General features: G+C 39.7%; 9 protein-coding genes. 3 read left to right on the top strand and 6 right to left on the bottom strand.

All coding sequences use genetic code 11. The annotated features are described in order from the left end of the window. Positions 1-163 precede the first annotated feature (163 nt). The 3 genes from DET49_RS18085 to ubiE form a co-directional block, all read right to left on the bottom strand. On the bottom strand, positions 164-766 hold the full coding sequence (locus DET49_RS18085; protein WP_133550231.1) for a helix-turn-helix domain-containing protein: 603 nt from the start codon (positions 764-766) through the stop codon (positions 164-166). A 441-nt stretch (positions 767-1207) separates the two neighbouring features. Beyond that, positions 1208-1870 carry a porin family protein gene (locus DET49_RS18080; protein ID WP_133550229.1) on the bottom strand — a complete coding sequence of 221 codons (663 nt, stop codon included), beginning with the start codon at positions 1868-1870 and terminating at the stop codon, positions 1208-1210. 4 nt (positions 1871-1874) lie between these two features. Next, entirely contained in the window at positions 1875-2603 is a 729-nt protein-coding gene (gene ubiE / locus DET49_RS18075; protein ID WP_133550226.1) for a bifunctional demethylmenaquinone methyltransferase/2-methoxy-6-polyprenyl-1,4-benzoquinol methylase UbiE, read from the bottom strand. 139 nt (positions 2604-2742) lie between these two features. Here ubiE and trkA point away from each other — a divergent pair, with 139 nt between their 5' ends. After that, positions 2743-4092, top strand: coding sequence for a Trk system potassium transporter TrkA (gene trkA / locus DET49_RS18070; RefSeq protein WP_133550224.1), 1350 nt, complete (start codon positions 2743-2745; stop codon positions 4090-4092). Further along, positions 4092-5588: a TrkH family potassium uptake protein gene (locus DET49_RS18065; RefSeq protein WP_133550222.1), complete on the top strand. Its 1497-nt coding sequence runs from the start codon at positions 4092-4094 to the stop codon at positions 5586-5588. The genes trkA and DET49_RS18065 overlap by 1 nt, the downstream gene beginning before the upstream one ends. A gap of 84 nt (positions 5589-5672) precedes the next feature. On the opposite strand, the gene DET49_RS18060 is transcribed toward DET49_RS18065, so the two are convergent. Then, the gene (locus DET49_RS18060) at positions 5673-6866 is read right to left on the bottom strand and encodes a pyridoxal phosphate-dependent aminotransferase (protein ID WP_133550220.1); all 1194 of its coding nucleotides are present in this window, start codon (positions 6864-6866) and stop codon (positions 5673-5675) included. 25 nt (positions 6867-6891) lie between these two features. After that, positions 6892-7998 (bottom strand): fatty acid desaturase family protein, encoded by a 1107-nt coding sequence (locus DET49_RS18055; protein WP_133550218.1) that lies wholly within the window; start codon positions 7996-7998, stop codon positions 6892-6894. A 120-nt stretch (positions 7999-8118) separates the two neighbouring features. Between DET49_RS18055 and rsmG the strand changes: the two genes are divergently transcribed. Continuing rightward, on the top strand, positions 8119-8748 hold the full coding sequence (gene rsmG / locus DET49_RS18050; RefSeq protein ID WP_133550216.1) for a 16S rRNA (guanine(527)-N(7))-methyltransferase RsmG: 630 nt from the start codon (positions 8119-8121) through the stop codon (positions 8746-8748). Here rsmG and DET49_RS18045 read toward each other — a convergent pair. Beyond that, on the bottom strand, positions 8745-13764 hold a 5020-nt coding region (locus DET49_RS18045), incomplete at its 5' end, for a LamG-like jellyroll fold domain-containing protein (RefSeq protein WP_133550214.1). The two genes, rsmG and DET49_RS18045, sit on opposite strands and share 4 nt — an antisense overlap.

Below are 13764 nucleotides of genomic sequence, written 5' to 3'. Positions count from 1 at the left end.
TTCGGGATCAACACCTGATTTTAATGAAAAAACAAACCGCTTAATTAATTTTTGAAATTTAGAATAATTCTCTTGTTTTATAGGGGCCAAAACAGATCTTTCGAATAACAGTAAATTAGTTAATTTGATAATTCGTCATTTAGTATATTCGGATTTAAGTGAGCTATTTGCCAATAAAATTAATTTTCGGATAGAAAACATGTAGGTCTTTTTGAATTCTAAAAGAATTTAAAAGTATAATTAGAATATTAAGGAAATACATCAGTGGAATAAAGTACAAGAAAAATTGATTCCTGGTTTGATAATGGGACATGGAAATAACACCGGTGGTTTGAATTTTATATTGAACTATAAATAATCCAAAAATAATTCCGGCAAATAGTATAATATTCCAGGTTATTTCGAAATTGATGATAGCCTTGGATACACGGTTCAGGTTTCTGATTTTATTTTTTTTCGAAAACCACATTATTGCCGGGAGGATAATTCCAAGGATTGGGAATAGTAGAAATATCAATGCAGAAATATTTAATGTTTTTAGAAAACTGGAATCGTCTATGATTTCCCAGTCTGTGAGCTCGTCTTGATTTACTTTTAATGCGGTGGCAAGTTTTCTTAAAGTATCTCCAGTGGGTTCAGTTTCGTTACCTTCTAATCTTTGGATAGTTCTTAAACTTAATTTTGAATTTTCCGCAAGTTCTTCTTGAGTTAAACCGCTTCTTTTTCTTAAGGTCTTTAATTTTTCAGCTAAAAAATTGTTTTTCATGGTTATCTTATTTGCTTCCAAACATACCCCGATTTTTAAAACACTGTAGCGTCATAGATATGACATCTTTATGACAGGCATGTCAAAACCCTGTAATTCAAATAAATATAAATTAAATTTAATGAGGTAAACGGTTTTTTTTTAAAGAATAAAATTAGGTGCTGGGTGTATCCAATATTGCTATTGTTTTTAAAACTTTCTGTTCTTTTAAATTAAAAATATGAACAGGCAGATTTCTGATTTTTTCAGTATTTATATAGCAGGTCTTCAAATCCACTGCTACTTCCCCATTACATCAACAGAAGTTACCTAATTTAATTTCAATTTAGCTTCATTAATATCCCTTATCACGGTTTTAAAAGACACCGTTTAAGTTTTAAAATTTGAGCTTTTAAAAGCTCCCCCTAATTGCTCTTGTCTCTGTGATGTTCTGGTGAAATTTTATTGGAAGGTAAAATTAAGAAATACCGCTTGTGATCGCATAGCATCCACTGCAGGGAATTTCGTGGCCACCATTTCGTTATTTATCGTGAAAACTCCTCGGATGGAAGGTGAGAATTTAAAGTAATAGAGGTAGAGGTCTATTCCGAAACCAACTTCATAATGATAGTTGTTGGTTCTTAAACGCGTGGATACATCTGGATTATTCTCATTGCTAGAGAGATTTATGGAAGTGGATAAACCACCTACAATAAAGGGTTTAAAGTTATTATTACGATCAGCTGAAAATTTAAGCAGTAATGGAATATGGACATAGGTGGCGTTAACCTCCTCAATATCCTGGGTGTATGGAGGCCTGAAGTTCCTGGTGTTAAAGGTAACCCCGGGTTCCAGCCTAAGGTCAAGGTTGTTGTTTAACTTTAAATTTCCTACCAGCCCTACGTTAAACCCAAGGGTTTTCTCAATAATAAGATCGTTGCCATTAGGGGCTATCTCATCATTATAGGTGAATTTGAAATCATAGGTATTAAAACCAAGATAATATCCCCAGGACCAGCGTTGCTGATCAAAGTTCTGGTTGTTTATAATTTTATCTCCTGCGAAAAGCTGTGCATATCCAAATTGTACGCTAAAGAGTAGGACAATAACAAAAAGTTTCTTCATAGTTTTATTTTGAAGCAGTATAAATGGTGGCAACCCCAAATGTTTGAGGTCTGTCTTCTACATTTATAAACCCCGTTTTCTTTAAAATATTGTTGAAAGCTTCTCCGTATGGGAATGCGGCTGCACTCTTGCTTAAATAGGAGTAAGCTTCCCGGTCTTTGGAAAATACTCGCCCGATCAGGGGTAGCATATAGCCGGAGTATAATTTATAACCTTGTTTGAACGGAAATCTGGTAGGGACAGAAGTTTCCAAAACTACAAAAATTCCTCCTGGTCTGAGAACTCTTTGTATTTCAGATAATCCTTTTTCCAGGTTTTCAAAATTACGCACCCCAAAGGCAACGGTGATGGCATCAAAAGAATTATCTTCAAAGGCCAGGGCTTCAGAGTCTCCCTGCACCATTTCAATCTTATCGCTTAGGTGTTTTGCAGCTATTTTCTTTCTCCCGACCTTGAGCATTCCTTCAGAAAGGTCCAGGCCTACGATCTTTTCAGCATCAATATCGGCCATTTGTATGGCCAGGTCCCCGGTTCCGGTAGCAATGTCCAGAACAGCTTTAGGTTGCTGTGCCTTTACAAGGGCAATAACCTTTTTTCGCCATTTGACATCGGTACCCATAGAAATCACCCTGTTGAGTCCATCGTAATTGCCAGATATTTTATCAAACATCTGTTCCACCTGTTTTTTCTTATTGAGACCGGAATCCTGGTAAGGAGTTACCTTTTTACTCATTGTAACAATTTTGGGCCAAAGATACACGATATGAAATAATTGAGCTTGAAACTTTTAGAATTTGTTGAAGGCGGCTTTGGTTTTTGGTTTGTCTAAAATACCGTACATTTGAACTTCTTTTTTAATTTCAAGCTGTTATATGAAGATAATTATTGCCGGAGCAGGTGAAGTCGGCTTTCATTTGGCAAAATTGCTTTCTTTTGAGTCCCAGGACATCACTCTTATTGATACCAATAGGGACAACCTAACTTATGCTGATACGCATTTGGATATAAGGACCATCAAGGGAGATGCTACTTCTATTGCGATATTAAAAGAGGCACAGGTCAAGTACGTGGATATGCTAATCAGTGTAACTTCCAGTGAAGCCACCAATATTACCTGTTGTGTTTTGGCAAAACAACTGGGAGCAAAAAGGACCATCGCCCGGATCTCCAATACAGAATTTATTGAAAATAAAGAGGAAATTGGGTTTACTGATTTTGGAATAGATGAACTTATTTCCCCCGAAGCCCTGGCGGCCAGGGAGATTGAATTGCTGCTGAATCAATCGGCTTTTAACGATAGTTATGAATTTGAAAAAGGGGCCTTGACCATGATAGGCCTTAGTCTTTCCCGAAATGCTCTTTTTGTGGGAAAAACGGTCAAAGAAGCGGCAAATATATTTCCGGACCTTAATTTTGTGCCCATAGCCATCCAGCGCTACGGTACTCAGTATACGCTAATTCCCAGGGGGGATACCCAATTTAAGGAAGGGGACCAGGTGAATTTTGTTACCTTAAAAAGCGGGGTGGAAAACCTCTATAAACTCACCGGGAAAACCAAGCAGGCCATTAAGAATGTCATGATCCTGGGCGGAAGTAAGATCGGTAGAAAAACTGCCCGGGACTTATGCCGGAACAGTTTTAACGTGAAACTGGTAGAAAGCAATAAGGAAAAAGCTTATGACCTGGCCGATGAACTTCCCAATGCGCTGATTATCCATGGGGACGGTAGGAATGTAGAATTACTGGAGGAAGAAAATGTTTATGATATGGATGCTTTTATAGCGGTGACCGGTAATTCGGAGACCAATATCATGTCCTGTTTGGTGGCTAAATCCAAAAGCGTAAAGAAAACCATCTCACTAGTCGAGAATATGGACTACTACCAGTTAAGCCATTCCATTGGAATTGATACTTTGATCAATAAAAAACTGCTGGCTGCCAATAATATTTTTAGGTATATTAGGAAAGGAGAGGTGGTGGCCATGACCAAGATCAATAATATGAATGCGGAATTGCTGGAATTTATTGTCAAGCCAGATTCGCAGGTGTGTAATAAAAAAATCAAAGATCTCGATTTTCCAAGATCAGCCATTATTGGCGGAATTATCAGGGACGGTAAAGGAATTATAGCCCTGGGGGATTTTTCTATTTCCCGCGGGGATCGCATCGTGGTTTGTTGTCTGCCAAGATCTATCAAAAAGGTTGAAAAACTCTTTCTCTAATGCCAAGACTAAACCACCAGATTATTTTGCACATTATGGGCCTGTTGCTTTTATGCAACGGGGGTTTTATGCTGCTGGCCGTACTGGTGAGTTGGTTCTATGAGGATGGGGTTACCCTGGATATTCTCGGGGCAGCTTTCATTACTTTACTTGTAGGGGTGCTTTTTATGTTTACTACCAAGGGCCACCGGAAAGAGGTGAAAAAACGTGAAGGTTATATTATTGTTACTTTCGGGTGGATCTTTATGGCCCTAAGCGGCACACTTCCTTATGTTCTGAGTGAATCAATTCCTTCCTTTACCAATGCTTTTTTTGAGACCATGTCCGGTTATACCACAACCGGGGCTTCTATTTTAAATGATATCGAGTCTATTCCCAAGGGAGTCCTTTTCTGGCGGAGCCTGACGCATTGGATCGGTGGCATGGGAATTATTGTACTGGCTATTGCCATTTTACCCTTACTGGGAATAGGGGGGATGCAACTTTTTGCCGCGGAGGCTCCCGGCCCCAGCGCCGATAAATTAAAACCCAGGATCACCGATACCGCCAAGCGCTTATGGCTTATTTATGTGAGTTATACCGTAGCTGAAACCATTTTGCTGAAGGTAGCTGGAATGAGCTTTTTTGATGCGATAAACCATTCCTTGAGCACGCTTTCCACCGGTGGTTTTTCTACCAAGAATATTAGCGTAGCTTACTGGAACGATCGTCCGATTATACAGTATATCATTATTCTTTTTATGTTTTTGGCGGGCGCCAACTTCGTGCTTAGCTATTATAGTTTTAAAGGTAAGATTCAAAAAGTACTGCACGACGATGAGTTCAGGTGGTATTTTTACTTTATAGGAATTTTTACGGTGGTTGCCTCTTTGCTTATTTATTTTGAAGCTGATGTAAGCCTTTCGCAAATCGATCACCCCATGGTGTGGGGAGAGGCCGAAAGCGCATTCAGGCATGCATTATTTCAGGTGGCTTCCATTATAACCACCACTGGCTTTGTAAGTGCCGATTATACCATGTGGACGCCCTTTCTCACCATTTTCTTCTTCGGAATGTTTTTTTTAGGGGGTTCAGCCGGATCTACTTCGGGGGGAGTGAAAGTGATGCGCCATATTATCATGATCCGAAATGGCGGAATAGAATTTAAACGTGCCTTACACCCAAATGCCATTCTGCCCGTGCGTTTTAATGGCAAGTCTATTGGAAAGGGAGTGACTTTTAATATCCTTGGATTCTTTATCCTTTATATGCTTTCCTTTATTATAGGCTCTGTCGTGCTTGGAGGCCTTGGCCTGGATTTTCAAACCGCCATCGGGGGTGCCGCCTCGACCCTTGGGAATATTGGTCCTGCTTTAGGGGCCCTGGGGCCTGTAAATAATTTTGATATTCTTCCTCCCCTGGGGAAATGGTGGTGTTCGTTTTTAATGCTCATAGGAAGGCTGGAACTCTTTACCGTGCTGATCCTACTTACGCCATTCTTCTGGCGAAATAGATAGGTGCTTTGCTGGGATGCTGAGCATAAAAAAAATCCTGATGGGCTTGTCCGCATCAGGATCTTTAAAAATTTTATAAGCTTTAAATTAAGCCTGCGACAAGGCTGATTTTATACGCTTCATTGCTTCTTCAATTTGAGATTCACTGGCAGCGTAAGAAATCCTTATACAATCCGGGTTGCCAAAAGCGTCACCGGTTACTGTTGCTACAAGGGCTTCTTCCAGTAGAAATAAAGAAAAATCTGTGGCGTTCTCAATCTTATGACCTTTGATGGTTTTTCCGAAAAAATTAGAAACATTAGGGAAAACATAGAATGCACCTTCAGGCTCCGTGGTAACAAAACCTTCAATATCATTTAAAAGATCGATAATAAGTTTTCTCCGCTTTTTAAAGGTATCTACCATAAAGCTGATTTTGCTTACGGGAGCTTCCAGTGCAGTGATTACAGCACGTTGGGCAATGCAATTTGCTCCGCTGGTAATCTGGCCCTGCATTTTATTGCAGGCTCGGGCAATCCATGCGGGAGCCCCTATATAACCAATTCTCCAGCCGGTCATCGCAAAAGCTTTGGAAACACCATTTACAGTGACTACCCGGTCGTACATATCTTCAAACTGTGCCATCGAGGCGTGAGCACCTACAAAATTAATGTGTTCGTAGATTTCATCACTCACAATAATGATATCCGGGTACTTCTTAAGTACATCGGCAAGGCCTCTTAGCTCTTCCTTGCTGTAAACCATCCCGCTGGGGTTACAAGGAGAACTGTACCAGATCATTTTGGTTTTTGGGGTGATAGCAGCTTCCAGTTGCTCGGGAGTCATCTTAAAATCTGTTTCAACAGATGTGGGGACTTCTACCGGCACGCCTTCGGCAAGCTTCACTATCTCAGCATAACTTACCCAGTAAGGGCAGGGTAAAAGAACTTCGTCCCCAGGGTTTAATAAAACCATAGCTACATTGGCCAGGGATTGTTTGGCTCCTGTGGAGACTACAATTTGAGAATGGTTGTAAGTAAGATCGTTATCACGCTTGAACTTGTGAATTATCGCATCTTTTAACTCTACATACCCATCTACAGGAGTATAGGAATTATAGTTGTCGTTAATGGCCTGTATGGCGGCCTCTTTAATAAAATCAGGAGTGTTAAAGTCCGGTTCTCCCAGGCTCAGTCCGATAATGTCTTTTCCCTCGGCTCTAAGTTCACGCGCTTTTGCAGCCATAGCCAGGGTTTGGGACGTTGCTAAATTGTTAATTCGATTGGATAATTGTTCTTGCATTCTTTAAAGGGTTACTAATTAGTTACTAAGACGAAATTGCAGGTTTCGAACCCATTTCCTTTAGATGTTTGAAATGGGCAATTATAGCTGCGCGTGTGGTTTTGTACTCGTGGTAAGGGAGATCGCATTCAGCAGCGGTTTCCTTTACTATCTTTGCTACTTTCGAATAATGAATATGACTTATATTGGGAAAAATATGGTGTTCCACCTGGTGATTTAAACCTCCGGTAAACCAGTTTACAATTTTGTTTTTTGTGGCAAAATTTACCGTGGTAAAGAGTTGGTGGATGGCCCAGGTGTTTTTCATAGAACCGGTTTCATCAGGTAAGGGCATTTCGGTTTCTTTTACCACGTGGGCTAATTGAAATACGATGCTAAGAATTAAGCCCGCAGTATAGTGCATCACGAAAAAGCCGATGAGAATCTTCCACCAGGAAACCGATAAAATCAACATGGGAATCACGATCCAAATAGCTACATATATGAGTTTTGTAATGGCGATAATGCTCCATTGGGTTACCGGGTTGGGCATTTTACCGTAGGATAATTTTCGCTTCAGATAATTTTTTGTTTGTTTGAAGTCGGTGGTCAAAGCCCAGTTAAAGGTGAGTAATCCATATAAAAATACGGAATAATAATGCTGGAACCGGTGGAAGCTGTACCATTTGGCGTGCTGAGAAAAGCGAATGATTCTTCCGGCATCCAGATCTTCATCGTGACCGTGGATATTGGTATAGGTATGGTGCAGTACATTGTGCTGTACCTGCCAGTTGTAAACATTTCCGGCCAGAACATAAATGGTTCCGCCCATAAATTTATTGACCCATTTTTTAGAGGAATAGGATCCATGATTACCATCGTGCATGATATTCATTCCCACTCCCGCCATCCCGGCGCCCATAACTACGGTGAGAAGTAACATCCACCACTGTGAAATATCCAGGGTAAGGATAAGGAAATAGGGAGTCAGAAATAATGAAAACATCGCTATTGCCTTAATATGGAGTTTCCAGTTTCCGGTTTTTTTAAGGTTGTTTTCTTTGAAGTAATTGTTTACTCGCTTGTTGAGTAACCTGAAGAATTTGGTGGAATCCTTTCGGGAGAATTTAATGTGATTTTGAACGTTTTCCATGTAATTTTTTGTAAACGGTAAAGATAAAATTTTTATATAGTTATTCTGTAGTCGATACCATATTAAATACGCTGCAATTTCAGCACCAAATTATGTATTTTTGCGGAAATTGTGAAAACTTTGGAATTAATAAAAAAATACTTCCCGGATCTAACCGATGACCAGTACTCAAAATTTGAGTTAATGGAATCCTTATACAAAGACTGGAACCTTAAGATTAACGTGGTCTCACGCAAAGACATTGATGAGATTTATCTCAGGCATGTATTACACTCGCTGGGGATTGCAAAAATTCAACAGTTCCGACCTGGATCAAAAATTTTAGATGTTGGCACAGGTGGTGGCTTTCCAGGAATACCACTGGCCATATTATTCCCGGAAACCAACTTTCATTTAGTAGATTCCATCGGAAAGAAAATGAAGGTGGTAAATGAAGTGGTGGAAGGCCTGGGGTTAACCAATGTAAAAACTACCAACGCCAGGGTGGAAGAGGTTAAAGGATCCTATGATTTTATAGTGAGCAGGGCTGTAGCGGCCATGCCTACTTTTGTACACTGGACCAAGGGGAAAATCGCCAAGAAAAGTCAACATGAGCTTAAGAACGGAATTCTGTACCTAAAAGGAGGGGACCTGACCGAAGAATTACAGGATTATCCAAAAGCTGTCGTTTACAAGTTAAGTGATTATTTTAAGGAGGAATTCTTCGAAACTAAAAAAGTGGTTTACCTTCCCTTGAAATACAAACCTTAATTATTCCGGATGATCACCTTCTTAGCATAGTCTCCGATACTGGTATAGATCTTTACAATATAAACCCCTGAGCTTAAGGATTTTTTCTGGGGAATATGGATTTCCTTAATATCGGGTATTCCATAATGTTGATCCACCAATTGGCCTGCGATATTGTAAATATTGATATGATCGATTTTATGAAGTTCGGGATTGCTAATGATGAACTCATTATTTTCCAGTGAGTAAAGATAATCAATGGGGCCCTGACCCGGTTCTTTGCCTTCCCTGCTGGAAGTTACATCGTGGAACACAATTTCATACAGATCCATGTATTCTCCCGCTGGTAAGCTGGCCTTAAAAGCTTCTTTTCGTAAATCATGATAAGTGCTATCGCTGGTATTTAGTAAATAGATATTGACGTGATCTGGTAAATTCTCTAGTTCTCCAATTTCTATACTGAATTCTTTTTCTTCAGCGATTTTAAGACCTATTGGTAATTTTTGGTCAACATTGAAATCAGGCACTGCCTGTATGACAAATTCAGACTTCTCCACCAGCCAAAACATATCCTCGGCATTATCATCGATAAGCGGGGCGTCATAGCCAAGATCGAAATGGTTTGTAGTCCTGGCATCTGCCGTTACCAGGATCTGGCGATGATAGCCTTTAGGAGAATTAAAATTCAACCTTATTTTATACCGGGTATCTGCAGTAAATTTGGCCTGTTCTACTTTTGCTTTGCCCTTAACAAGGTTTTCTGGTTTTAAAAACTGAGAGTTTCCTGAAGCTTCCTTTACAAAAACTCTTTGACTATTTTTAAAGGTTATATCCCCGCCATCAATGGTATAATTTCCAGAAAGGGCATCATCTAACACACTATTGACAAAGAATCCCTGGGCTACAGGAATATATCTCCCTGGTTCTTTTTCTCCGGTATCCCCCGTAGCATTTATCCGGCTGTCTGTGGAAGCGGCTCTAACCCCTCCGGCAAGGGTATAGGTGGCATATCCTCCTACATATTCTCTTAAGACGTGGCTATTTTCAAAACCAAAATGGTCCCAGAAGTATAAGGCGCCATTAAATACATTTTGTAACCGGGTTCCTCCGTCAACATCCCTGAGGTTGTCCCTTATGAACTGATCGGCATCAATAGCGGAAGGATATGGGTTTCCAACCAGCCTGTTTTCCTGATTGGAAATATTCAAAGTAATAGTCCCATTATGTGGTTTCCCAAGGAAAATATAATTCTGTTGTGTGGCAATATCTACAGCTCCTGAGGTTCCTTTCATGGTAAAACCTTCCCCGGTTTTCAATTCACCGGTATGGCCAATCCATCGCCAGTGGCCGTATGAGTTTGCATCGCCATGGAATTTATAAAGCCAGTAGGTACTGATTCTTTTATTTCCGGAATAATTTCCATCAGCATGGGTATGGTCATAGCCAAAAGAAATATCCTGCGGATCTTTCGTGGTCCCATCCTTTAAAACTCCTTTTATAGTATAGGGAGCATTATTACTGGTGCCCCTGGGGCTTGCCGGAGAGGTCCAGTAATTATAATTAAAGGAGTTGGCAGTGCCTTGTTGGGCACGTTCTATAATTCCGCTGCTTTCTTCGGCTAAAATACTTCCTTCGGTTTGAACCAGCTGGGATTCGCCGTTGAGATCAATTTTACCATCGAGTTCCAGGTAATGGGTGATTCGCAATTCATTTCCTGAATTGTTAATTTCGCCGTTCATTACTAATTGTTTTTGATCCGCCGAAAATAATCCTAAAAGCTTAATGTCTTTATTGTTGGAACTAATATCATGGTTCTGCTTTGCAATATTCCATAATATAGGCTTTCCATTAATGCCTGTGTCGTGTGGGAATGTCCAGAATTTAGTTGAGGAGGGATCCCAGGTACTTCTGTTATGCCAGGTCCCTGCTCCTTCGGATATATAAGGAAGAGGAGCGGTTCTTTCTTGAGAGGACGTAATATTTTTCAATTTCCCGGAGAAACCAATATTATTGTAGGCTTGAACATTACCACATGCTATATCATTCATTCTATAATAGCCTACTAAATTATTCCATTCAACCTCAGGTATATTCAATGGAAGAACTTCTCCCGTAATAGTATTTGTAGCCACTTTTTCAATACGTTGGTTCATCATCAGATGCAATTGATCCGGCTTGAGTTCGACATTCCAAATTCGTATCTCATCCATCCATCCATTAAAATGATTTGATGAAACGCCTGAATCATTATTATCCATTGTTCCCAGTATTGCACTGAAACTATTTTCACCAGGTGAAACTCCTCCAACGGTCTTAATTAAAAGGCCATCCACATAAATTTTATATTCTCCTGATTCTGAATGAGTTAATGCTATATGATACCAACGATTAGTATCAATTTTATATGGTGAAGAATTTATAGTTCCGGATTTATCCCAATTAAAAGAAACTATTCCATCAGTGATTCTTAAATCATAGCCTTTTGCAGTATCAGAGAAATTTACATCTCTTTTTGAAATTATTGTACGGGTTCCATCTATTGATTCTGGTCTTACCCAGACTTCCAGACTAAAGGCTCCAAGTAAATCATAATTATCATTAAAATCTACGTGATCATCAATACCGTCGAAGTCAATTTGTTTACATTCGGTTATCTCCACACTTATAGTACTTGAACATCCGTTGTCAAGAGTCCAGGTAAGGGTATATAGTCCAGGTCCCGCGGTAAAGGTGGCATCAGGATCATTTACATTCGAAAAGGATTCAGTTATACATAAAGACGTACCTTCCTGCCTGGACCATGACCAAGTTCCATTTTCCTGAGTGCCTGGGGCGTCACATGAGGTACAACCAGGAGGTGGGGAAGGATAAGCTTTTTTAGAAATATTTTCATTGGCTGTCTTAGTATTATCATAAGCGTTTAATTGCACCGTATTTTGCCCACACTCCTCAGGTGTAAAAATTATATCCTCTCCGGCATAAGCATAGGAGACTGGTATTTCGATTAAACCTGTGCCTTCTTCACTATAGGTTCTACAACCATTGACTAATGCAGTTCCTCCATATTGATGAACCCCTGGAGTGTCAGCGATAAAACTGATCGGTGCCTCTGTTGTTCCAGTAACAATAGGGTCTTCATCCGGGTCTCCAATACCTTCTGTCCACTCCACATCGGTTTGAACGGGAATCTTTTTGTTTAAGAAAATATTATCCATAGCCCAAACACTCTGATCGCTGGTTCCAGTAAATGACCACCTAATTCGAACGCTACTAAGATCCCTGCCGTCGAAGTAGTTTTCCAAAGAAATGGAAGTATTATCATTATGGAAGTTATATTCCGATGTTGATGAACCAGCCTGGCCATTATACCAAGCCTTAATACCATCACCTTTGGCATGGAGTACTTGAAGTGTTTCATAATTTTGGCCACCATCAAATGATATTTCAATTACGGCAACATCATCATTAGCGAAATAAAAAGCCTGATCAAAATCAATTGTTGCTGATTCAGCATTTGAGAAATCCGTAATTGGACTTTCTAAGGTCGTTGGTATATTACCATCATAATTTGATTTTCCATTTTTATCTACTTCATAAAAATTTCCCTGAGCTATAGCAAACTTGCCATCTTGACTATCATATTCTATACCTCCGAAATCATGATTATTTGTACCGGACCAATTTCGTGGTTTCTTAGCATTTCCACCAGCTGTAAAATTGCCTACTTTTCCATCAACAAGCCAGGAATCAAGGTCTTTAGTATTTAATTGTCCTTCATTAAAATCTCCGGGAGAATCGGGTATGGCATTCTGTGTACCTAGATAATTACTTGTTGCCAAGAGATTTACTTTATCTCCTAAACAATACTGTTTTTCTGGGTCCAGATTTGTAACAGTTGGCGCAGCACCTGTAGGTAGTGCTCTTATATAAAAGTCGTCAGAATACTCTGTACAGGTTCCTACTTGAATTAAAACTCTATAATAGGTAGACTCCAATGCACCTACTGGAAAAGTTGCAGTATAGAAATTATCATTATCTGATATTACTTCCCAATTACCCTCATTTACTGCAAATTTCTCCCATTGAATTATAGTGCCTATTTCTCCTGTCAATTGCAGTTCTACCGAAATTTGCTCCTCACAGGAAGAAATATCAATTTGATTTTCAAAATCTGTAGATTCAAAAGTTCCTGTTAAGGTGCCTCCCTCTACATTTTCCGGAATAAGTGTTATTTCTTGTTCTTGTGTTGAAATATTTCCTTGGCTATCAATAAATTGCCATTCAATAGTTTGGGTTCCACTAAATATATATGGAAATACAAAATCATCACTCAAAGTTCCAGAAATTTGACCTTCACAATCTGTAGCGGTTGGAATATCTAAATCTTCTATGCTTGAAATTTGACAGCCCTCAATAGTTTTTGTTGGCAATGTTTCATCATCTGGTACCGGAGCAATATTATTTATTATTATTTCCTGCTCAACCGGCCCGGTCGAATTTCCTGCTTCATCGGTAAAAATCCAAATAATAGTCTCTGAAGACTCAAAAGTCAGATCTGTAATCCCGGTTGTTCCTGTTATTATATTGTCACAATTATCCGTAGTTGTAGGCGGGATGACTGTTAAAGAACATTCAGAAGTTAGGGTTGGTAGCTCAGGTATCGCGGGATCTTGCGTATCGTTTACTGTAATAGTTTGCGTAACATTGATACTGTTATTGGCATCATCCGTTACACTATAGGTTCTTGTGATGACCTCTGGATTGCTATTTCCATCACTGGTATCCTCTACAAAATGGACGATTGGATTTGTGGTGCAATTATCAGCCTCGTCGGTCACTACCGTAATGTCAGGGTCAGGGATATCTGCTGCGCACTGCACGGTAACCGGGGCAGGACTGCTTGCCGTTGGAAGCTGCGTATCGTCTACCGTAATAGTTTGCGTAACATTGATACTGTTATTGGCATCATCCGTTACACTATAGGTTCTTGTGATGACCTCTGGATTGCTATTTCCATCACTGGTATCCTCTACAAAA

This window comes from Salegentibacter sp. 24 (assembly GCF_004362395.1).
Taxonomy (GTDB): Bacteria; Bacteroidota; Bacteroidia; order Flavobacteriales; family Flavobacteriaceae; genus Salegentibacter.
The sequence above is the reverse complement of the archived record's forward strand: the minus strand, read 5'-3'. Positions and strand labels throughout refer to the sequence as shown.

What these genes read in the sequence shown, in the direction of transcription:
- DET49_RS18060 (WP_133550220.1), bottom strand. Translation starts at nt 6,866, where the DNA reads ATGCAAGAACAATTATCCAATCGAATTAACAATTTAGCAACGTCCCAA.
- DET49_RS18080 (WP_133550229.1), bottom strand. Translation starts at nt 1,870, where the DNA reads ATGAAGAAACTTTTTGTTATTGTCCTACTCTTTAGCGTACAATTTGGA.
- trkA (WP_133550224.1), top strand. Translation starts at nt 2,743, where the DNA reads ATGAAGATAATTATTGCCGGAGCAGGTGAAGTCGGCTTTCATTTGGCA.
- DET49_RS18055 (WP_133550218.1), bottom strand. Translation starts at nt 7,998, where the DNA reads ATGGAAAACGTTCAAAATCACATTAAATTCTCCCGAAAGGATTCCACC.
- DET49_RS18065 (WP_133550222.1), top strand. Translation starts at nt 4,092, where the DNA reads ATGCCAAGACTAAACCACCAGATTATTTTGCACATTATGGGCCTGTTG.
- ubiE (WP_133550226.1), bottom strand. Translation starts at nt 2,603, where the DNA reads ATGAGTAAAAAGGTAACTCCTTACCAGGATTCCGGTCTCAATAAGAAA.
- DET49_RS18085 (WP_133550231.1), bottom strand. Translation starts at nt 766, where the DNA reads ATGAAAAACAATTTTTTAGCTGAAAAATTAAAGACCTTAAGAAAAAGA.